This window comes from Bacteroides sp. K03 (genome assembly GCF_019734355.1).
Lineage (GTDB): Bacteria > Bacteroidota > Bacteroidia > Bacteroidales > Bacteroidaceae > Bacteroides > Bacteroides nordii.
Genome location: NZ_JAASHC010000010.1, coordinates 21216 through 43643 on the forward strand (window position 1 = coordinate 21216; position 22428 = coordinate 43643).

Annotated in this window: 23 protein-coding genes, 1 pseudogene and 1 CRISPR repeat array; of the genes and pseudogenes, 16 read left to right on the forward strand and 8 right to left on the reverse strand. The window is 40.7% G+C overall.

Annotation, left to right across the window (positions count from 1 at the left end; all coding sequences use genetic code 11):
• Positions 1 to 140 precede the first annotated feature (140 nt).
• A CRISPR array of direct repeats spans positions 141 to 555; the repeat unit is 20 nt; unit sequence GCTGTTAAAGATACTAATTT.
• Positions 556 to 756: 201 nt separating this feature from the next.
• Positions 757 to 912: a hypothetical protein gene (locus HCG69_RS09275; RefSeq protein WP_221649809.1), complete on the forward strand. Its 156-nt coding sequence runs from the start codon at positions 757 to 759 to the stop codon at positions 910 to 912.
• Positions 913 to 1075: 163 nt separating this feature from the next.
• Here the strand turns inward: HCG69_RS09275 and HCG69_RS09280 are convergent, their stop codons facing one another.
• Positions 1076 to 1333, reverse strand: a complete 258-nt coding sequence (locus HCG69_RS09280; RefSeq protein ID WP_221649810.1) for a hypothetical protein — start codon at positions 1331 to 1333, stop codon at positions 1076 to 1078.
• Between the two features lie 436 nt (positions 1334 to 1769).
• Between HCG69_RS09280 and HCG69_RS09285 the strand changes: the two genes are divergently transcribed.
• The 7 genes from HCG69_RS09285 (at position 1770) to HCG69_RS09315 (ending at position 10262) form a co-directional block, all read left to right on the forward strand.
• Complete coding sequence (locus HCG69_RS09285; RefSeq protein WP_221649811.1) at positions 1770 to 2789, forward strand: phenylalanine--tRNA ligase subunit alpha; 1020 nt, start codon at positions 1770 to 1772, stop codon at positions 2787 to 2789.
• Positions 2790 to 3028: 239 nt separating this feature from the next.
• Positions 3029 to 4222 (forward strand): MFS transporter, encoded by a 1194-nt coding sequence (locus HCG69_RS09290; RefSeq protein ID WP_221649812.1) that lies wholly within the window; start codon positions 3029 to 3031, stop codon positions 4220 to 4222.
• Complete coding sequence (gene nth, locus HCG69_RS09295; protein ID WP_195349066.1) at positions 4219 to 4866, forward strand: endonuclease III; 648 nt, start codon at positions 4219 to 4221, stop codon at positions 4864 to 4866. The genes HCG69_RS09290 and nth overlap by 4 nt, the downstream gene beginning before the upstream one ends.
• Before the next feature lie 125 nt (positions 4867 to 4991).
• A complete protein-coding gene (pgk, locus tag HCG69_RS09300; RefSeq protein ID WP_221649882.1) occupies positions 4992 to 6251 on the forward strand; it encodes a phosphoglycerate kinase in 1260 nt (419 codons plus the stop codon).
• A gap of 77 nt (positions 6252 to 6328) precedes the next feature.
• A complete protein-coding gene (locus tag HCG69_RS09305; RefSeq protein WP_221649813.1) occupies positions 6329 to 7309 on the forward strand; it encodes an ABC transporter substrate-binding protein in 981 nt (326 codons plus the stop codon).
• Between the two features lie 105 nt (positions 7310 to 7414).
• Complete coding sequence (locus tag HCG69_RS09310; RefSeq protein WP_221649814.1) at positions 7415 to 9616, forward strand: tetratricopeptide repeat protein; 2202 nt, start codon at positions 7415 to 7417, stop codon at positions 9614 to 9616.
• Between the two features lie 400 nt (positions 9617 to 10016).
• Positions 10017 to 10262, forward strand: coding sequence for an RNA-binding protein (locus tag HCG69_RS09315; RefSeq protein WP_002561115.1), 246 nt, complete (start codon positions 10017 to 10019; stop codon positions 10260 to 10262).
• 90 nt (positions 10263 to 10352) lie between these two features.
• Here the strand turns inward: HCG69_RS09315 and HCG69_RS09320 are convergent, their stop codons facing one another.
• From HCG69_RS09320 to HCG69_RS09345, 6 genes and pseudogenes are all read right to left on the reverse strand, one after another.
• Positions 10353 to 10934, reverse strand: coding sequence for a Maf-like protein (locus tag HCG69_RS09320; RefSeq protein ID WP_221649815.1), 582 nt, complete (start codon positions 10932 to 10934; stop codon positions 10353 to 10355).
• A gap of 19 nt (positions 10935 to 10953) precedes the next feature.
• Positions 10954 to 11475, reverse strand: coding sequence for an HAD family hydrolase (locus HCG69_RS09325; protein ID WP_221649816.1), 522 nt, complete (start codon positions 11473 to 11475; stop codon positions 10954 to 10956).
• A gap of 23 nt (positions 11476 to 11498) precedes the next feature.
• The gene (locus HCG69_RS09330) at positions 11499 to 12293 is read right to left on the reverse strand and encodes a Rossmann-like and DUF2520 domain-containing protein (protein ID WP_221649817.1); all 795 of its coding nucleotides are present in this window, start codon (positions 12291 to 12293) and stop codon (positions 11499 to 11501) included.
• Complete coding sequence (locus HCG69_RS09335; RefSeq protein ID WP_002561111.1) at positions 12290 to 12625, reverse strand: hypothetical protein; 336 nt, start codon at positions 12623 to 12625, stop codon at positions 12290 to 12292. The genes HCG69_RS09330 and HCG69_RS09335 overlap by 4 nt, the downstream gene beginning before the upstream one ends.
• 2 nt (positions 12626 to 12627) lie before the next feature.
• A complete protein-coding gene (locus HCG69_RS09340) occupies positions 12628 to 13164 on the reverse strand; it encodes a nitroreductase family protein (protein WP_007486257.1) in 537 nt (178 codons plus the stop codon).
• A 289-nt stretch (positions 13165 to 13453) separates the two neighbouring features.
• Positions 13454 to 14221, reverse strand: a pseudogene (locus HCG69_RS09345) (DUF4373 domain-containing protein).
• 78 nt (positions 14222 to 14299) lie between these two features.
• Between HCG69_RS09345 and HCG69_RS09350 the strand changes: the two are divergent.
• Positions 14300 to 14395 carry a smalltalk protein gene (locus tag HCG69_RS09350; protein WP_221649818.1) on the forward strand — a complete coding sequence of 32 codons (96 nt, stop codon included), beginning with the start codon at positions 14300 to 14302 and terminating at the stop codon, positions 14393 to 14395.
• Between the two features lie 181 nt (positions 14396 to 14576).
• Positions 14577 to 14762: a hypothetical protein gene (locus HCG69_RS09355; protein WP_221649819.1), complete on the forward strand. Its 186-nt coding sequence runs from the start codon at positions 14577 to 14579 to the stop codon at positions 14760 to 14762.
• Here the strand turns inward: HCG69_RS09355 and HCG69_RS09360 are convergent.
• A complete protein-coding gene (locus HCG69_RS09360; RefSeq protein WP_221649820.1) occupies positions 14746 to 15288 on the reverse strand; it encodes a carbonic anhydrase in 543 nt (180 codons plus the stop codon). The two genes, HCG69_RS09355 and HCG69_RS09360, sit on opposite strands and share 17 nt — an antisense overlap.
• Positions 15289 to 15406: 118 nt before the next feature.
• On the opposite strand from HCG69_RS09360, the gene HCG69_RS09365 reads away from it, so the two are divergent.
• From HCG69_RS09365 to HCG69_RS09390, 6 genes are all read left to right on the forward strand, one after another.
• Positions 15407 to 16393 carry a GNAT family N-acetyltransferase gene (locus HCG69_RS09365; RefSeq protein WP_221649821.1) on the forward strand — a complete coding sequence of 329 codons (987 nt, stop codon included), beginning with the start codon at positions 15407 to 15409 and terminating at the stop codon, positions 16391 to 16393.
• A gap of 43 nt (positions 16394 to 16436) precedes the next feature.
• Complete coding sequence (locus tag HCG69_RS09370; RefSeq protein WP_221649822.1) at positions 16437 to 18842, forward strand: TonB-dependent receptor; 2406 nt, start codon at positions 16437 to 16439, stop codon at positions 18840 to 18842.
• A gap of 104 nt (positions 18843 to 18946) precedes the next feature.
• Positions 18947 to 19351: a methylmalonyl-CoA epimerase gene (gene mce, locus HCG69_RS09375; RefSeq protein ID WP_002561104.1), complete on the forward strand. Its 405-nt coding sequence runs from the start codon at positions 18947 to 18949 to the stop codon at positions 19349 to 19351.
• A gap of 119 nt (positions 19352 to 19470) precedes the next feature.
• Complete coding sequence (locus HCG69_RS09380) at positions 19471 to 21024, forward strand: acyl-CoA carboxylase subunit beta (protein ID WP_221649823.1); 1554 nt, start codon at positions 19471 to 19473, stop codon at positions 21022 to 21024.
• Positions 21025 to 21043: 19 nt separating this feature from the next.
• Positions 21044 to 21958, forward strand: a complete 915-nt coding sequence (locus tag HCG69_RS09385; protein ID WP_221649824.1) for an OadG family transporter subunit — start codon at positions 21044 to 21046, stop codon at positions 21956 to 21958.
• 25 nt (positions 21959 to 21983) lie between these two features.
• On the forward strand, positions 21984 to 22427 hold the full coding sequence (locus tag HCG69_RS09390; RefSeq protein WP_221649825.1) for a biotin/lipoyl-containing protein: 444 nt from the start codon (positions 21984 to 21986) through the stop codon (positions 22425 to 22427).
• Position 22428 lies beyond the last annotated feature (1 nt).

Genomic DNA, 22428 nt, shown 5'->3' on the forward strand with positions numbered 1-22428 from the left:
CTCTAAATTTTATAGTTTCGGAACCTACAATTCAAACCACTTTTTTCATTTATAACAGAGAATAAGTAACTACCTTCACCCCAAAATTTCTATATATAAGACTCGTAAACCATTTAAAAACAGCACTTACCGAAGCTATCGCTGTTAAAGATACTAATTTGAGAGCTAATCACAACGATAGAATACGGTCGATCATTTCTTCCGTGGCTGTTAAAGATACTAATTTGAGAGCTAATCACAACTGGTGTGAAATATGAATTAAAATAGAATATGCTGTTAAAGATACTAATTTGAGAGCTAATCACAACTGTTCCCTTCAGTGTATTTGATAACCCCGAGCTGTTAAAGATACTAATTTGAGAGCTAATCACAACACCTCGATTAGTAGCCCCTCCCAAATCGTGCTGTTAAAGATACTAATTCAAAAGCTAATCACAACGTGACAGCTTCTTCAACGGCATCAGTAATTGCTGTTAAAGACACTAACTTAAAAACCAATCACAGCTCTGCTCTTCAGATTGCATCTCATTCTATAGTTGCTAAAGATATTAAATTAAAAATAAATCATAACTACACCTATAGCTCATTTAACACCATCAAGCATAAATTAACATTACAGAATATCAACGTACTACATTATCCATCATTACATCCATTGGTTAAAACAGTAATTACACGATCACAGAACAAAAAAGCCATTGGAACGTTCCAATTTAAATTAGCAGATAGGATTACAATACTTAATTATATAAAGTCATGAAAATAATAATAGCAATTATCATAGCAATAACTATATTCGCGTTGATAAAGTCAGCAATAAAAGCCAATAAGGTAAAGAAAGAAATAGATGTTGTTTCTCCGCCAGACAATGATGCGGAAAGCAATAAAGAACAAGTAAATAAAAAAGGATAAGAAAAATCAGTTAAAAATCATTACTGATCGTTCCGATAAAGGTTTTCCCTCGATCTGAAAAAGAAATTCCTTCTATTCAAACCGACGAGAACATGCGCATAAACAGAATACCTGTTCATCATCACAAGATACTCATATAAAGGTATTTACAGTATAAATCTGATTATTTTTCTGCCCACTCAAGGATCACAGGACTCTTCACATCCACCCCAAACAAATGCGCCTTTGCCAGTATATTGCGCGCCAATTGCGCTTTATACCCTTCAGGAGCATACCTGAAATAAGCTTCTGCCGCTCTTACATGGGCGGCATCATGAATAGGAAACTCCCGTAATTCAGGTATTCCAAACTCTGAAGTATCCAACTCTTTTCGTTCATTCGTTGTCAGCTTATCAGATGACATTTTATGCATTTCACTCATAATGATTCACTTTTATTGTTATACATTACATAACGTAACAGAAAACAGATCCATAAAGATTGACGAATAAAGCAATATTAAGAAACAGGTGAGTATTTTCGAAAAAGAAAAGAAGCATTCTCTCAGAAGAAAAACAAAGAATTAAATAAATCAAAAGGCTAACAAAAAAAAAGGCTATCTATCCCAGACAGCCAATCTTTGTTAACCTTAAATCTAATACTATGAAAAACACAGTACAAAGATACGGACTTTCAGGACATTTGCAAATATTCTGCATATAATTGTAAGAATTATAACATCGTTTAATAGATACCAGAAACTCATTAACACTTCAATAAGATATTCACAAAAACAATAGCCTGTTTGGAAGCTGAATAAGATAAAAACCACTATCTTTGCAACGTTTTATACTGTAAAATAACAATAAACCAAAGATATGATAGCTAAGATTAACCAACTTCTCGAAGAAGTTGAAGCACTGAAAGCCACCAATGCAGAAGAACTTGAAGCACTCCGTATCAAGTATCTCAGTAAGAAAGGAGCCATCAACGACCTAATGGCTGACTTTCGTAATGTAGCGGCTGAGCAGAAAAAAGAAGTCGGCATGAGACTGAATGAACTAAAAACAAAAGCATTAGAGAAAATCAATGCACTGAAAGAACAGTTTGAGAGCCAGGATAATGGTGCATGCGAACTGGACTTGACCCGTTCAGCTTATCCCGTAGAGTTGGGAACACGCCACCCACTCTCTATCGTAAAGAACGAAATTATTGATATTTTCGCCCGCTTGGGATTTAGTATTGCCGAAGGTCCGGAAATAGAGGATGACTGGCATGTATTTTCAGCACTGAACTTTGCTGAAGATCATCCGGCACGTGACATGCAAGATACTTTCTTCATCGAATCACACCCGGATATTTTGCTACGCACACATACTTCTTCTGTACAAACACGGGTTATGGAAGTGTCGCAACCTCCTATCCGTATCATTTGCCCGGGACGTGTATACCGTAACGAAGCTATCAGCTATCGTGCGCACTGCTTCTTTCATCAGGTAGAAGCACTGTATGTGGATAAAGATGTATCGTTCACAGACTTAAAACAAGTATTATTGCTCTTCGCCAAAGAAATGTTTGGTGCAGATACAAAAATCCGTCTGCGTCCGTCATACTTCCCGTTCACTGAGCCAAGTGCAGAAATGGATATCAGTTGCAATATCTGTGGCGGTAAAGGATGTCCGTTCTGTAAACACACTGGCTGGGTAGAAATTCTTGGTTGTGGTATGGTAGATCCGAATGTACTCGAATCTAACGGAATAGATAGTAAAGTATATAGCGGATATGCTCTTGGTATGGGGGTTGAACGTATCACAAACTTAAAATACCAGGTAAAAGACTTACGTATGTTCTCAGAAAACGATACACGATTCCTGAAGGAATTCGAAGCAGCCTATTAAATTTACAATTGGACAATTTACAATTTACGATTAAAAAGACTTTGATTTATCAGTAAATCAGGTAGACATCGAAATTTGTAAATTGTCCAATTTGTTATAAAAGACACAGTCTTAGAAGCAGCATACTAAAAAAAGTTGAAAATTGAAAATTGAAAGTTGAAAATTACTATTCAGCATGATAGCGCAGCCAACTTTCAATTTTCAACTTTTAATTCTCAACTAAATAAGTTCTCAATTTTATGAAAGACAGGCTCGTTACTCCCGGATATTGCCTTATACTAATGGCAAACTTCCTTTTGTATTTTGCCTTCTATCTGATACTTCCCATCCTTCCTTTTTATCTGACTGAGATTTTCCATACCGGAAATGCGGCAATAGGAGTTATTTTGTCATGTTACACCATTGCGTCACTCTGTATCCGTCCGTTCTCCGGTTATTTACTGGATACATTATCCCGTAAACCTCTTTACCTGATTGCTTATTTCATTTTTATTTCCATATTTGCAGGATATATGCTGGCGGGGGTATTGACCTTATTCGTCATGCTGCGCATAGCACACGGATTAGCATTCGGTATGGTCACAGTGGCCGGAAACACGATCGTAATCGACATTACTCCCTCATCACGCCGGGGGGAAGCGGTAGGATACTATGGATTAATGAACAACACAGCAATGAGTTTCGGCCCCATGACAGGACTGTTCATGCACGATGCCTATTCATTTGAAACAATCTTTCTCTGCTCCTTCATTGCAGGAATATTAGGATTTATCGCTGCCTGCCTCGTAAAAACTCCTCCTAAACAACCCGTAAAACGAGAACCGTTATCATTAGACCGCTTTGTATTAATAAAAGGAATACCTGCCGGTATAGCCCTATTACTGCTCTCTATTCCTTACGGAATGACAAGTACCTACGTAGCAATGTATGCCAAAGAGATAGGTATTACACTGAGTTCAGGGCTATTTTTTACCTTTATGGCAATAGGTATGGCTGTTTCACGTATGTTCTCAGGCCGGCAAGTGGATAAAGGGCGCATCACACAGGTTATCACCTTAGGACTATATCTGGTGTCAATCTGCTTCTTCTTTCTTGCTGGTTGTGACAAGCTGATGAAAATAAGCCCCGAACTCACCGAAATGCTCTTCTTTATAATCGCATTGTTATTAGGAGTAGGCTTTGGCACAATGTTTCCGGCATTCAATACCTTATTTGTCAACCTGGCACCCAACAGCCAACGCGGTACAGCTACCTCTACCTACCTCACCTCCTGGGATGTAGGTATCGGTATCGGACTTACAGCCGGAGGCTATATTGCCCAGCTGACTTCCTTTGATATGGCATATCTCTTTGGTGCCTGCCTGACAGTGGTTTCTATTTTTTATTTCAAACTGAAAGTGGCTCCTCACTATCATAAAAACAAATTACGATGAGAAAAAAAGAACGTTATGAGAAAGTAATCGCCTGGTTTCAGGAAAATGTACCCGTGGCAGAAACGGAACTGCATTACAACAATCCGTTCGAACTGCTGATCTCCGTCATCTTGTCTGCTCAATGCACAGACAAGCGTGTGAATATGATTACTCCACCACTCTTTCACGACTTCCCTACCCCGGAAGCATTGGCTGCCAGCACGCCAGAAGTTATATTTGAATATATCCGCAGCGTTTCTTATCCCAATAATAAAGCCAAACACCTGGTAGGTATGGCAAAAATGCTGGTAAAAGACTTTAACAGTGAAGTTCCCGGCACACTGGAAGAACTTGTAAAATTACCCGGCGTAGGACGAAAAACCGCCAATGTCATCCAGTCTGTTGTATTCAACAAGGCAGCAATGGCAGTAGATACCCATGTCTTCCGCGTAAGCCACCGCATCGGATTAGTAGGTGCGAACCATACTACTCCTTTTAGTGTTGAAAAGGAGTTAATGAAAAATATTCCTGCAAAACTGGTACCAATTGCCCATCATTGGTTAATCCTTCACGGGAGATACGTCTGTCAGGCACGTACCCCCAAATGTGACACCTGTGGTTTGCAAATGATGTGTAAATATTTTCAAGAAGCCAAAATTAAGTAGCAAGTAGTCAGAATTAAAGCCAAATGCCTACTAAATTCTAACTACCGACTGGTATATTCTAAAAAATTAATAGTAACTTTGCGGGCACTGAAAAAAGAAAAACTAACACTTTTAAATAATAGAGTATTATGACAATAGACAAATTCAACTTTGCTGGTAAAAAGGCATTCGTTCGCGTTGACTTCAACGTACCCTTGGACGAAAACTTCAACATTACAGACGACACACGTATTCGTGCAGCTCTTCCTACTTTGAAGAAGATTTTAGCAGATGGTGGCAGTGTAATCATCGGTTCTCACCTGGGACGTCCGAAAGGCGTTGCTGATAAGTTCTCTCTGAAGCACATCGTTAAGCATGTATCAGACTTGCTGGGTGTAGAAGTTCAGTTTGCAAACGACTGCATGGGCGAAGAAGCTGCTGTCAAAGCTGCTGCTCTGCAACCGGGCGAAGTGTTATTGCTCGAAAACCTCCGCTTCTATGCTGAAGAAGAAGGCAAACCAAGAGGACTTGCTGACGATGCAACAGATGAAGAAAAAGCTGCAGCTAAGAAAGCTGTAAAAGAAAGCCAGAAAGAATTTACAAAGAAATTGGCTTCTTATGCTGACTGTTACGTAAACGATGCATTCGGTACAGCTCACCGTGCACATGCTTCTACGGCTCTGATTGCTAAATACTTCGACAAGGATAACAAAATGTTTGGTTACCTGATGGAAAAAGAAGTAAAAGCAGTGGATAAAATATTGAATGACATCCAACGTCCGTTCACTGCTATCATGGGCGGTTCTAAAGTTTCTTCAAAGATCGAAATCATTGAGAATCTACTGAACAAGGTTGATAACCTGATTATCACTGGTGGTATGACTTATACATTCACCAAAGCTCAGGGTGGTCAGATTGGTCTGTCTATCGTAGAAGATGATAAACTCGATCTTGCTTTGGACCTGATGAAGAAAGCCAAAGAAAAAGGAGTTAACCTGGTATTGGCTGTTGATGCTAAAATCGCAGACTCTTTCTCTAACGACGCTAACACTAAATTCTGTGCCGTAAATGAAATTCCTGACGGATGGGAAGGTCTTGACATCGGTCCGAAGTCAGAAGAAATCTTCGCTGAGGTTATCAAGAATTCTAAAACAATTCTGTGGAATGGCCCAACAGGTGTATTTGAATTCGAAAACTTCACCCACGGTTCCCGCACAGTAGGCGAAGCTATCGTTGAAGCTACTAAGAAAGGTGCTTTCTCACTCGTAGGTGGCGGTGACTCTGTAGCTTGTGTTAACAAGTTCGGATTGGTCGATGGTGTTTCTTATGTTTCTACAGGTGGTGGTGCACTACTTGAAGCTATCGAAGGAAAAGTACTTCCGGGTATTGCTGCTATCGAAGAATAATAAAAAAACATCTTCATTATAACATAAAAGGCAGCTCTTTTTTCACACAAAAAGAGTTGCCTTTTTCCTTTTCAATAATGAAAAAGCTGCTATTACTCAGTATATCTGCCCTCTTTATCCTTGCATGTCATAGCGGACCCAAAGAGGCAACCACCACACAAGTCAAGCTTCAACCCGTCACTCTAGGATTGATGCCTACTATGGATGGTTTTCCGTTCATTGTTGCCCATCGGCAGGGCATCTATGATTCACTGGGACTGGAAGTAAATTTAGTACGTTTTAATTCAGCAAATGACCGGGATGCCGCTCTTCAGGCAGGACGTATTGACGGAATGATAACCGACTACCCCAGTACTATATTGCTGCAATCGCATCATCCGGGATTAGCCGTTATAATGGAAAATAACGGATATTTCTGTTTCATATCAAGCAAGAAGAGTGGAGTTAACCAACCAGAACAATTAAAAAAGAAAAATATAGCCATATCCCGCGGAACTGTAATAGAATATGCTACCGACCTGTTTTGTACAAAATACGGCATCAAAGCAGAAGAAATAAACAAGCCTGAGATAGCACAAATCCCATTGCGCCTCAATATGCTGGAATATGGACAAATAGAAGCTTCCTTCCTGCCCGACCCTTTTGCAACCATAGCTATGAACGATGGAAACAAATCCTTGATCAGCACCCGCGAACTGAATATCCATCTCACCGGAACGGCTTTTACAGAGGCTGCACTAAAAAAGAAAAGAGCAGAGATAGCATCACTCATCCAGGGTTATAACCTTGGAGTGAAGTACATACAAACACATTCACCCCAAGAAATAGCAACTCTATTGGCCGAAGAATTCAGAATATCAGAAAACCTCGCCAGGCTTATTCTGTTACCATCTTATACTCCTGCCAGTCGGCCCAACATTCAAGAGATCAGTAATGCCCTTAAATGGCTGAAAGAAAAGAACAGGATACCAGCTCATTACCTGGGAGAAAATCTGATAGATACCACCTTCACAGCTCCATATAAAATACCCTCTTACACCCCAAATACCAGCCAATAAATATTATAAATGCCAAATTTCGTTTATAATAAATAAGAAAGTAACTTCTTTTTGGCATCATTTTTGTTCTACTAACTAAGATAACAGTACAAATACCTTGAAATTATGAACGAAAAAGCCATCAACGAGCAACACATATACATTTGTAATTTAATCGAACAAAAACGGTTAAAAGAAGCTTTAGTGCAACTGGAGTCTTTCCTGTGGCAATGTTCGGATTGGGAGCTCCGCCACCAGCTGGAGCAATTACAAACCTCCTATAATTTCATGTTACAGTATATGAAACAGGGTATAGCCGATCCGGAACGAGAAAAATTATACACAAAACTTCGTGCCAATGCATTAGAAATTGCCGATAAGGGACGTCTGCTAATGCTTGATGACGTGTCAACGCATTTCTATCACATAGTACGCAGTAAGCGTACACAAGAGCTAGCGCCTTATACTACAAGTGTTCTGATGCATGTATTGGAATCTTTTAACGACGATTTGGCAGTCAGCGGATTATTGTCAGACAATAATTTGGATGAAGTTCTGAAAAGACACGAGGAAACACAGAAATTCCTGTTTCTGCAAACCTGGTCGAATAGTAGCTGGACTGTAGAAAATGAAGCCGAAGCACAGGCTATGCTGAAATCAGAACTACTTCCGGTCAATGATTTATGTCTGTTTACCAGTACTGTAATGTTAAGCCTGATGGAGTGCTTTGATCTGCGGAAGTTAATGTGGTTGTTGGATGCATACCAATGCAATAATATACATGTCAGCCAACGGGCATTGATCGGAATTATTTTTGCTTTACACATCTATAATACCCGTCTCGATCTATATCCGGAATTCAGTAAACGTCTGGAACTGGTCAATGAAGAATTCCCATTAGACGAAGATCTCGCACGTATATACCGTCAACTTCTCTTGTGTCAGGAAACGGAAAAAATAGATAAGAAGATGCGCGAAGAGATCATCCCGGAAATGCTGAAAAATGTCTCTTCGATGCGTAATATGAAATTTGGGTTCGAAGAATCTGATGAAGAAAAAGACGATCGGAATCCGGACTGGGGCAATGTGTTCGAGAACTCACCACTAGGCGATAAGTTGCGCGAAATGAACGAACTGCAAATAGAAGGGGCCGATGTATATATGAGTACATTTTCACAATTAAAGAATTTTCCCTTCTTCAAGGAATTACACAACTGGTTTTATCCTTTTGACAGACAACAGTCAAATGTTATCAAAATGATGAGAAAGGAAACCAGTAAAGAAAATAGGATGATAGACATACTCCTGCAATCGGGATTTTTCTGCAGCAGTGATAAGTATTCGCTCTTCTTCACTATGGAGCAATTTCCACAGTCACAACGCAATCTGATCTTCAGCCAACTCACCGAACAACAAGCGGAAGAGTTTGCCGAACAGTCTAAAGCTGAAACATTAAAGAGATTTTCCGAACGCCCGGGTACAATCAGTAGTCAATATCTGCACGACTTGTATCGCTTCTTCAAACTAAACATACGCAAAAATGAGTTTAGAGATATATTCAAGGAAAAGATAGAGTTACACAAAATATCAGCATTGAAAAATATCCTGTACCAGGAGGGTATACTGGCCTCAATAGCAGATTTCCACTTAAAAAAAGAACATTGGGCAGAGACTGTTGAACTATATAAGGAAATAGAACAGATGAATGCTCCTCTGAGTACACAGTCGGAGTTTTATCAGAAGTTAGGTTATGCCCTGCAAAAGCAGAAAAAGCTAGAAGAAGCCATTGCTGCCTACCTGAAAGCAGATACCATCAAACCGGATAATGTATGGATAAACCGCCACCTGGCGAGTTGTTACCGTCTGTTACGTAACTTCACAAAGGCATTGGAATATTACCGGAAAGCCGAAGAAGCTTTACCAGAGAATCATAATATTGTATTTTATATCGGTAGTTGTCTGGCCGAATTACAACAGTATGAAGAAGCACTAAATTATTTCTTCAAACTTGATTTCATGGAAAATGATTGTATCAAGGCATGGAGAGGTATCGGCTGGTGTTCATTCATCAGTGGTAAACTGACGCAAGCTACCAATTATTATAATAAGGTAATAGAGAAAGCCCCACTTGCAGTAGATTATCTGAATGCCGGACATGTAGCATGGGTATCCGGAAATATAGAAAAGGCAGCAGAACTCTATGCCCGTTCCAAAGAGACGAGCGGAGATCAGGAAATATTCCTGGATATGTTCAACAAAGATAAAGCCTATCTCATCAAACAAGGAATAACGAAAGAGGATATCCCACTGATGCTGGATTTGTTATAATTCACCGAAAGGGTTCAATAATAAAATCAACTATTATTAAAACGCAGATTAACATTGATTTACGCAAAGAATAAATTATATTGGAGATAATTAGTGTTCATCTGCGTTTCTAAAGTTGCATATTGATAGTTTCCTTCGGCTTTTGACATACCTATAGCAAGTCAAACGTTAACTTATGGCCTTTATTCACAAAAAAGGATATAATATAGCAAATAAACAGCCTTACATAGTGTGATATCCCAAAAGAATGCCGTTCTTTGCAGTACGAAACAATAAGAGGTTTATAATAATTTGCTTTCATATATGTATCTCCTCAGTTATCCACATTGAGTATTTCCATTCTGATTACTTTTTCTCAAAACTTTTTTATTGCATTATTAATTTTTTTATATTTACGTTTATGAACATGTATGTTGGAAACCTTAGCTACAATGTTAAGGAATCAGATTTGAGACAAGTAATGGAAGAGTATGGAACAGTAGAATCTGTAAAACTCATCACCGACCGCGACACAAGAAGATCAAAAGGTTTTGCCTTTATCGAAATGCCGGAAGCATCGGAAGCAAAAAATGCAATCACAGAATTGAACGGAGCAGAATATGCAGGCCGTCCGATGGTAGTGAAAGAAGCATTGCCCAGAAATTAAGATTAAACTCTGAGATAATAAAAAAGGATATCGCCAAGCGGTATCCTTTTTTTGTTCATTTGGAATTATTCTTTAAGCCGGTTTGCACAACTACAGTCGTTTGAGTTCCTGATACAACCGCTGTATAGGCAATCCCATTACATTAAAATAGCTTCCTGAGATAGATTCCACACCAATAAAACCAATCCATTCCTGCACACCGTAGGCTCCGGCTTTATCCATCGGAATATATTTATCAACGTAATAAATGATTTCCTCTTCGGTCAATGTGGCAAATGTTACATCCGTAACGGCAGTAAAACTTTTCTGCCAATCGCTGGTAGTCAAACAAACCCCGGTAATAACCTGATGAGAAGTTCCGGAGAGCTTACGCAGCATATCTATAGCCCCTTCCCTACCCTTAGGTTTCCCAAGCACCTCCCCATTCAACCACACAATGGTATCTGCTGTAATAAGCAATTCACCCGGCTGAATAAAAGCTTTGTAAGCATCCGCTTTCTCACGGGAGATATAAGCAGGAATTTCTGTTCCCTGCAAAGTATCGGGATAAGATTCGTCTACATCCGGAAGAGTTTTTACTACATAATCCACTCCCAAGCCAGACATCAGCTCTTTTCTACGAGGAGAATTAGAGGCTAACACAATATTGTATTTCTTTAAATTATCAAGCATAATAATAAGTTGTTAGTAGTCACCATCCAAAGGCATCATCCGACATCCATTTTCCATGTACCTTCAGCACCTGTTCTATCACATCACGACCACAACCGTAACCACCTGCAGCGTGAGAGATGTATTTTGCCACCTTCTTTACTTCAGGAGCAGCATCTTTCGGGCAGCACGGAAGACCGCATTCCTGCATCACTTCAATATCGGGCACATCATCTCCCATGTACATTATTTCCTCATCCGTAAGACCATATTTATCACGAAACTCACGATAATCATGTATCTTCACAGCCGAGCCCATATACAAATCAGTCACTCCCAAAGCTGAGAAACGAATACGCACAGCCTCCGTACGCCCGCCAGTAATAATGGCAATGCGCAACCCTTTTTTCACAGCCAACTGGATAGCATAGCCATCTTTAATATTCACAGTACGCATCGGCTCACCCGACGGATGCAATGGAATCATATCCGCACTCAACACCCCATCCACGTCGAAGGCAATGGCTTTTATCTTTTTGAGGTCGTAATTGATTGTACTCATAATGATATTTACGATTAAACGATTTACGATTTACGATTGAAAATACTGCGACTGATAAGCTCATAAAGTTGCTGCATTCCGGGATCATCAGAGAGCATGGCGAGATGATTGTTGATTACATTTTCATCATAGCGTATAGCAGGCCCGGTTTGGGCAACTTTAGGGCTCAGCTCATGTACTTTACGGGCTGTCTCGTCAATCAAAGGAAGCATTACATCGAACGGGAGATTATACTTCTCCAGCAATTCAGCTGCCAGCGCATACATATGGTTCGTGAAGTTGCAAGTGAACACAGCAGCAAGATGCAAACTCTTGCGTTGTTCGGAAGTAGCTTCGTAAACACGTTCGGACAAAGTGGCAGCGATAGCTTTGAGCAGTTCCGTATCTTCGGGTGTGGACGCTTCAATAAAAAAAGGAATCTCACGGAAGTCCACTTCACGTTGTTTACTGAATGTCTGCATGGGATAAAAAACGCCGTAATGCTCTACATGCCCCTCCCAGATACTCATTGGAATACTGCCAGCCGTATGTACCATCAAAGCTTCTTTTCGTTTCCCGGCCACAATCGCAGGAAGCAATTCCGCAACAGCCGAATCTTTCAGCGAAACGATATACAGCCGGGCAAATGGATTTATATCTTCCGGATGAGTAGTAAATTCTGCTTCTACTTCTTCTGCCAACCGACAGGCCGAATCTTCCGTACGGCTATACACCTGCACGATACGAAATCCTTTACGATACAAAGCCTTAGCCAGGTTTGTCGCCAGATTTCCGGCACCAATAAATACAATTGGCGTATCTTCTATACTTCTTTTCATCGCGTTGATATCAAATACAATATTCCTCCGATTATCAGCAATGCCAGAGGCAGCAGATAGGCGGACATACTTCCCAGCAGAGCTACAATCAGACCGATATTCATCACAAGCCAAAGCCCTATCAGCACCAGGCCAACAGATTTATCATGTTTGAGAAACAAGAAAATAACAGCTGTATACAGCAGGAAATTATCTTTATTCATCACCCACGGCAATCCAATGGCAGAAAAGTGTATCAGCTTGTCAATGAGGTAAAGCACGCCTATCACAATCAGAGTGACAGCAGTTGCCTTGTATGTATCTCTATTGTTGTTGGCTTTAGCAGCACTCACTGTTATTTTCCTCCGAATTTATTAATATGAATTTTCTCCCACTGCAGGTGGCTTTCATCAAAAGGTTTACGTTCCATGCCTTTGTGTCCGATGGCGATAACAGACAGAACCTGAAGTTGCAAAGGTATATCAAGTACGCTACGCACATATTCGTCCGACGGCATGCCGGTAGCAGCATAGCGTTCACGGATTTGCACCCAGCAACTACCTAATCCCAGATCTTCAGCCTGCAATTGAAGCATAATAGAAGCAATAGAGGCATCTTCAATCCATACGTCACTTGCCAATGGGTCAGCAGTAACAACGATGGCAAGTGCAGCATCGGCAATAAAAGCAGAAGCCTGTTCCTTACAGTGCGAAAGCTTCTCCAATGTCTCTTTATCATCTACGGCAATAAACTGCCAACCATTGCTACGTTTAGAGGTAGGCGCCATCAGTGCGGCTTTCAACAAAGTCACTACCTGCTCTTGTGAGAGTTCTTCACCGGTAAACTTCCGCATACTGCGGCGGTTCTTTATTAATTCACTGAAATTTTCCATGCTATTTTCACTTTCTTTATACTTGTAAAGACAAATGCAAAGATAATGCAAACTGAGAGCAGAATAAAGTGAACTTGTTCATTTTTTATGCCAAGGTGCAGCTTATCTTCGCTTTTCGGCAAAGATAAGGATAAAAACCGAAAAACTAAATAGTTCAGCAGGCTTGCTATAAACTGGAAAGTCATATAACAAGACTGTACACTTTTGTATGACAAGAATGTACAGCTTTGTAGTGCAAGGTTGTACACTTTTGCATGGTAAGAATGTACGATCTGATAAATACTGATTATCAAGCACTTACAAGCATCTTTATGAGATATTTTCCCGGCATCACTATCTTTGCCCACGAGGTCTGTGCCAGCACCTTCCACACCGGAGTACCGATCTCCCCATAATTCGACATTCGTAGAATGGCCTTTATATCTTCGGTGTCCGTCACCTTAATCCGATCCAATGCCAGTAGCAACCCGTCATAGTTGTGCGTCTTTTTATTGAGCGCATATTCCGGAGGTGGAGGCAAAACAGAATTCTCCTCCCTCTTCTTCTTTTCTTCTACTTTACTTTCTTTTACTTTACTTTGTCTGAAAATGTCTGCATTTTCCAGACTCAACTCCATCTGAACGGGAAAAATGTTCGCATTTTCTGAGTTCGTACTCTCTTTCTGCTTACATTTTATCTCTTCCTCCTTACATTTCACCTCTTCCAGCAGATAGGGTAATTTTGCTAAATCCCTCTTTCTCCGGCTGGTAGCCTCCAACCATACCCGCTGAATATCCACCGAGGTCAGTATACGATGCTTTTCATAGCTTTCCTTATCAAAAAATCCTTTTTCAATCAGTATACCGATTATACTGTCTACTTCTTCTTTCGTATATTCCCTTCCCAATTTATAGGCAAATATCTCACATTGTTCCTCATCCCATTGTATGTAATACCCCTCTTTATATATCTTACAAAGTATTTTTATTACCGGATAAGGTCCTTTGATACCACAGCTCCTTCAAAAAAAGGCTGCTTTCGTAGGAAAATAAACGATTCCATTAAATTCTGTTGCCATAATTATTTAGTTGAGAGTTGAAAGTTGGCTGCACGGTGTTTAAAGCTTTTATGTATTAATTAATAATTTGAGAGATTTATGAAAAAGACAGTCTGGAGTACGATTCTGAAAATGATTATTGCAGTGGCCAGTGCTATTGCAGGAGCAATTGGCGGTCAGGCAATGACGCTCTGAAATAAAAAACGATAATTGAACAAAGAAAGCTCCCGGCGGTTCATAAAAGAGAACTGACCGGGAGTTTTTTGTATTTGTATGCTATCAATTACTCTCGGGAGATACATCGGGCCAACGCTGGAAGAGATTATTAAATTTAAAATAAAATCCGTATCTTTGCACTGATAAACAAATTATCATTATGAAAAATCGAATAACCCAAGACGATTACATCAAAGCGAATCGTAAAGCCAGCCGTGAGGCTGAAATTGAGAAGTACGGTCACCCCATTTGCTATAAACGGGTGCACCAGTCAAAAAAAGTATATAACCGCAAAAAGATAAAGGCAGACGATAAGGCTCTGCCTTTTTTTATACAATCTGCGTAAGCTTTCCGGTGAGTGAATCAATGATAAAACCATGCACACGAACATCAGAAGGAATCAGCGGATGACGAATAATAGAATCAACAGTTTCGCATACAGATTTCTCCGTATCATCAAAGCCACCCAACCAGGAATGAAAATCAACACCACAAAAGTGAATCATATCAATCAGATCCTCACGAATACCCCGGGCTTTCATTCGTCCAAGGATCTCCTCACTATCCATATGATGTGCCCCGCAATCGGAATGAGCAATAACCATAATTTCCTCTACTCCAAGTTCATAAATAGCTACCAACAAACTACGGATAACACTACCGAAAGGATGGGAAATAACAGCCCCGGCATTCTTTATTATTTTTGCATCACCATTTCTCAGACCAAGAGCAGCAGGAAGTAATTCTGTCAAACGGGTGTCCATACAAGAGAGAATAGCAAGCTTCTTATCAGGGTATTTATTAGTTATATATTTTTCGTACCCCTTATTCTCTACAAACTGTTTGTTAAAAGCAATAATTTCTTCTACCATAATTTCAGTCAATTTCTAAATGTTATGACAAATGTAGTAAACATCTGCATTATATTACAACAAAACAATCGTCTTTCTTGTTGAAAAGATAAATAAAAAGATGTAAATTTGCCACAAGATGCCCTTAAAGCTTACTACATATTATCGCGGGAGTGAAATTCCCGATCTACCGGGAAAAAATACATTTCACTCTAAGGAGTTGTTTCTGATATATGAAGCAACACCAGGATATGCGCCGGTGTTTATCGTTGCAACTGACAACGGAAAACCGATAGCCAGACTGCTTGCGGGAATACGCACCAATAAAAGACTCTTTCCTCCTTCTATCGTTCGTCGTTGTGAAGTATACGGTACGGGAGAGTATCTACTGGAAGATACCACCGACAAAGAAGCCATATTTGGAGAAATGCTGGAACATCTCACCACGGAAGTACTCCGGGATTCTTTTATGATAGAATTTCGTAACCTGGATAATGCACTATTCGGATACAAACATTTCAGAGCAAACGGATATTTCCCTATCAACTGGCTGCGGGTGCGTAATTCATTGCATAGCCAAAAAACGGCAGAAGAGCGGATCAGCCCTTCACGAATCCGGCAAATTAAGAAAGGACTTAGAAACGGAGCTAAAGTGGAAGAAGCGCACTCAGTAGAAGAAATACAGGAATTCTCACACATGCTGTATAAAATATACTCATCACATATACGCAAGCATTTTCCTCACATCGAATTCTTTCGCCACATGGAAGAAAGATTGATGCATAGCGATCAGGGAAAGATTTTCATTGTACGATATAAAGAGAAAATCATTGGTGGGGCTGCGTGTATCTATTCGGGAGATAGTGCTTACTTGTGGTTCTCGGGAGGAATGCGAAAAACATATGCATTGCAATATCCTGGTATTTTGGCGGTATGGATGGTACTAAAAGATGCATACGAACGCGGATACCGACATTTGGAGTTCATGGATGTAGGGCTTCCTTTCAAAAAACACGGATATCGTGAATTCGTTCTTCGCTTCGGTGGAAAACAAAGCAGCACGCGCCGTTGGTTCCGTTTCCGGTGGGCGTGGCTGAATAATTTATTTACCAAGATATACGTTTAGAACGATTTTTCCGTTATTATCTCATTAGGCAACGATAGCGGATATGAATAAGCGTCTCTCAAATCTATTTCTATTTTTACTATTCACTTTCCCCGTCTTGGCTCAACAAGTCAAGATAGGAGGTGTCATTACTGATGAAAACGGAGAACCCGTAGAGCTGGCTACCGTACGCATAGAGGGAACAGCTATTGGCACTGTCAGTAATCTGAAAGGAAAATATTCACTTAAATTTACATCAAGAGATACAGTAACGGTGATATATTCAATGATAGGATATAACACCCGAAAACGCGTATTGGTAAATCCACAGGGAAATATCAGTATCAATATGACCCTGCCTGCTTTGGGATACGAACTGGGAGAGGTAACCATTACAGAAAGCCGCCGGCAAACCAACACAGTACAACAGATAGACATGAAAGCCAATAAACTGATGCCGGATGCGTCAGGAGGAAATATCGAGTCGATCATTGCAACGCAAGCCGGAGTAAGTTCAAACAATGAGCTGAGTTCTCAATATAATGTACGTGGAGGAAGCTTTGACGAAAATATGGTTTATGTGAACGGAATAGAAGTTTACCGCCCGTTGCTGGTACGTTCCGGACAACAGGAAGGATTAAGCTTTATCAATCCGGATATGGTGGAGAGCGTAGGTTTTTCATCGGGTGGATACGAAGCACGATACGGAGACAAAATGTCATCTGTACTGGATATCACCTATAAAAAGCCAGAGCATTTTGAAGCAACAGGAGCATTCAGTTTACTGGGAGTTTCTGCTTATGCAGGTTTTGGTAATAAGAAGTTTTCATGGACCAACAGTATCCGTTATAAAAGTAACCGCTACTTACTGGGAACGCTGGATACAAAAGGAGAATATGACCCACAGTTTATAGATTATCAAACATTTATAAGCTGGAGACCAAGTAAAAGATGGGAAGTAGGATTCATCGGGAATATATCTGAAAACAAGTATATCTTTCAACCCGAGGACCGTACCACACGATTCGGGACATTAGAATCTGCACGCGAATTCAAAGTATACTTTGACGGACAGGAACGAGATCTTTTCCGTACTTTCTTTGGTGCAGCCAATGCTACGTATAACTTTGACGAAAATAACAGCCTGACTTTCCAGGCTTCTGCTTTCCAAACCAAAGAACAGGAAACTTATGACATCAGCGGACAGTACTGGCTCAATGAGCTTGACTCCTCCGGAGAAGATTCTGATACTGAAACAGGCGAAACAATAGGGGTAGGTACATATATGGAACATGCCCGCAACTATCTTAATGCCAAAGTACAAAGTTACTCCTTTACAGGACGTCACCGCATCAAACGCCACGCCGTCCAATGGGGATTGGAGTTAAAGACCGAACGTATCAAAGACAAACTACGTGAGTGGGAAATGCGTGACTCTGCCGGATATTCATTGCCACAGGTTCCGGACGGACCGGAATTGATTTACAGTCTCTCCTCCAAAAATGATATCAATAGTAGCCGTTTCTCTCTTTATGCACAAGATAGCTATAAGTTTCAGACTGGAGCAGGGTTATTCACTCTTACAGCAGGAATCCGTGGCAGCTATTGGAGTTGGAACAAAGAATTTATCGTAAGCCCAAGAGCCTCGCTTGCACTTATCCCGAAATTCAACGAAAAGTTTACAATCCGGGTGGCAGCAGGTGTATATTATCAGGCTCCTTTTTATAAAGAATTCCGCGACACGACTATGGTAAACGGAATGGCAACCGTAACACTCAACAAGAATATCAAATCACAACGTTCCATACATTTTGTTGCCGGAAGCGATTACAGTTTCCGGGCTGTGGGACGCCCGTTCAAATTTACGGCAGAGGTGTACTATAAAGCGTTAAGCAATCTTATTCCTTATAACGTTGACAACGTCCGTGTCAGCTACTACGGACGCAATATGGCAAGCGGTTACGCAACAGGACTCGATATGAAACTGTTTGGAGAGTTCGTACCCGGAACTGATTCCTGGCTCACATTCTCAATAATGAAAACTGAAGAAAAGATAAACGGCAAATGGCTCCCCCGCCCTACCGACCAGCGATATAATCTTTCGCTCTACTTCACTGATTACTTTCCGGGAAGTACGAAATGGAAGATGAATCTTAAAGGTACTCTTGCTGGAGGACTTCCCTTCGGACCTCCTCACAGCGGACGTGAAGAAGCTGTATTCCGTACGCCTTCCTATCGCCGTGTAGACATTGGCATGTCTCGTGTTTTGATAGACAATACAGACAAGCATAAAACCGGATTCGGACGCAATATTCGCAGTATGTGGTTAGGGCTGGACGTTTTCAATTTGCTAAATATCAGTAACGTTAACTCCTATTATTGGGTGACCGACGTACACAATAATCAGTTTGCAGTGCCCAATTACCTTACATCTCGTCAAATCAACGTCAGACTGCTGATTGACTTTTGAAATTAAATGCTGAAATATTTCTTTATTAACGAAGAATTGATTTTCTTTGTGCTGGTTTAAAAGGAACCAAAAACTAATTTAAAGCCAATATAAAGAACACAGTTATGAAGATTTCACACATTGAACACTTGGGCATTGCTGTAAAAAGCATCGAAGAAGCCCTACCGTACTACGAGAATGTATTAGGTCTGAAATGCTACAATATTGAAACAGTAGAAGACCAGAAAGTGAGAACAGCTTTCCTTAAAGTAGGCGAAACAAAAATCGAACTGTTAGAACCAACCTGCCCCGAAAGTACTATTGCTAAATTTATTGAAAATAAGGGTGCTGGCGTTCACCACGTGGCATTTGCCGTTGAAGACGGCGTAGCTAATGCATTGGCAGAAGCTGAAAGTAAAGAAATCCGTCTCATCGATAAAGCTCCCCGTAAAGGTGCCGAAGGACTCAACATCGCTTTCCTTCACCCAAAATCAACACTGGGCGTATTGACTGAACTTTGTGAACACTAAAATCATTGACGATTAGACAATTTACGATTGAAATTACTATTAGCAATGTAGTAAAAGAAACTTCAATCGTAAATCGTCTAATCGTAATTTCTATAAATCCTTTAAAACAAGAAAGACTCATGAGTAACCAGCTTGAAAAAGTAAAAGAGCTTATTGAACTTCGCGCTCAGGCTCGTTTAGGTGGTGGCGAAAAGGCTATTGAAAAACAACACGCAAAAGGCAAATACACTGCCCGCGAGCGTATTGCACAACTGCTGGATGAAGGCAGTTTCGAAGAATTGGATATGTTTGTACAACACAGATGTACTAACTTTGGGCAGGAAAAAAAGCACTTCTTAGGTGATGGTGTTGTGACCGGTTACGGAACAATTGAAGGAAGATTAGTATATGTTTTCGCACAGGATTTCACTGTATTCGGTGGCTCACTATCGGAAACCATGGCACAGAAAATATGTAAAGTAATGGATATGGCCATGAAAATGGGTGCTCCTGTTATCGGTATCAACGACTCGGGTGGTGCACGTATTCAGGAAGGTATCAATGCACTTTCCGGTTATGCTGAGATTTTCCAGCGTAACATTATGGCATCAGGAGTGATCCCACAGATCTCTGGTATCTTTGGTCCTTGTGCCGGTGGTGCTGTTTACTCTCCTGCGCTGACCGACTTTACGTTGATGACTGAAGGAACTTCTTACATGTTCCTCACTGGCCCGAAAGTGGTAAAGACTGTGACAGGTGAAGACGTATCACAGGAAGACCTCGGTGGCGCAAGTGTTCATGCAACCAAATCGGGTGTAACTCACTTTACTGCCGAAACCGGTGAAGAAGGTCTGTCAATTATCCGCCACCTTCTTAGTTTCATCCCACAGAACAACCTTGAAGAAGCTCCGCTAATGGAGTGTACAGATCCTATCGACCGTATGGATGATCTTCTAAATGAGATTATTCCGGACAGCCCGAACAAGCCATACGATATGTATGAGGTGATTGGTGCTATCATCGATAATGGCGAATTCCTCGAAGTACAAAAAGATTATGCCAAGAATATTATCATCGGATTTGCCCGTATGAACGGACAATCTGTAGGTGTGGTTGCCAACCAGCCCAAATATCTGGCAGGTGTACTCGACAGCAATGCATCTCGTAAAGGTGCCCGCTTCGTTCGTTTCTGCGATGCATTCAACATTCCTTTGGTAACCTTGGTAGACGTTCCGGGATTCCTTCCGGGAACAGGACAAGAATACAATGGTGTTATTCTGCATGGTGCGAAGTTGCTTTACGCTTACGGTGAAGCTACTGTGCCTAAAGTAACTGTAACATTACGTAAATCATATGGTGGTTCACACATCGTAATGAGTTGTAAACAGCTCCGTGGCGATATGAACTATGCATGGCCAACAGCTGAAATTGCTGTAATGGGTGGTGCAGGTGCTGTAGAAGTACTGTATGCAAAAGAAGCCAAAGAACAGGAAAACCCGGCTCAGTTCCTCGCAGACAAAGAAGCAGAATATAGTAAGCTGTTTGCTAATCCATATAATGCAGCTAAATATGGCTACATTGACGATGTGATTGAACCGAGAAACACCCGTTTCCGCATCATTCGTGCATTGCAACAGTTGCAGACTAAAAAACTAACAAACCCTGCCAAGAAGCACGGTAATATTCCATTGTAACAAATAAAACCTGATTGTTATGAATAAAAAAAGAATTGGGATATTTATCGCGTTAGTAGCAATAGTTTGCTTAGGGCTGAACGCACAAAGAGCCACAAGTCTTAAAATCAACGAAGTTCTGGTAACCAATGAGCAGAATTATCAGGATGATTATGGCTTGCATAATGCATGGATAGAAATATTCAACACCTCTTTTGCCACGGTCAATATCGAAGGCTGTTTTCTGACGAACGATAAAGATAATCCGACCAAATATCCTATTCCCAAAGGGGATGTATTGACGCAGATTAAACCTCGTCAACACACTCTGTTTTGGGCAGACGGAATGCCAAATCGTGGAACGTTCCATGTGAACTTTACGCTTGACCCCAATAAGGAAAATTACATTGCTTTGTATGACTCGAACGGCAAAACATTGATTGACGAAGTTACTATTCCTGCCGGAATGCTTGCTGACCAGTCATATGCCCGCCAAGAGGACGGAAGTGCAAATTGGGTTATTAAAGGAGGAGGAGAACACAGTTATGTAACTCCGAGTACTAATAATATGACTCAGGATAAGAATGAAAAAATAGAAAACTTCAAGAAACACGATGAGGATGGTTTTGGTATGGCTATCATTGCAATGTCGGTTGTGTTTATCGGTTTGATATTATTGTATGTTTCATTCAAAATAGTAGGTAATATTGCAGTTAAACTAGGTAAGAAAAATGCAATGAAAGCAACTGGTATCACTGATAAGACAGAAGCCAAAGAAAAGAATCTGGGTAGTCATTCCGGAGAAGAAGCTGCCGCCATCGCTATGGCTCTGCACGAATTCATGAATGATGCACATGATGTTGAAGACATGATTTTGACTATCAACAAAGTAAAGCGTAGCTATTCACCGTGGAGTTCTAAAATCTACACTTTACGCCAGACTCCGAAAAGATAATTATTAACCCTAATAAATTGAAGCAATGAAACAATATAAATATAAAATCAACGGAAACCTCTACAACGTTACAGTAAACGATCCGGAGGAAAATATCGTGAGCGTTGAAGTCAACGGAACCCCTTACAAAGTGGAACTGGACAAACCGGTAAAACCTGCTGTCGCTCCGAAACCTGTAACTCGCCCCGCTGCTGCTCCAAAGACAGATAGTGGTGCACCTGTGGTACAACGCCCTGCAAACACTGGTTCCGGAAAGAAAGACGGTGTGAAATCTCCGCTACCGGGTGTTATTCTCGATATTAAAATAAAAGAGGGCGATACTGTAAAGAAAGGCCAGACCATAATCATCCTCGAAGCCATGAAGATGGAAAACAATATCAACGCACACAAGGATGGAAAGGTTGTAGAAATCAAAGTTAAACAAGGAGACTCCGTACTGGAAGGTACAGACCTCGTAATCATTGAATAAT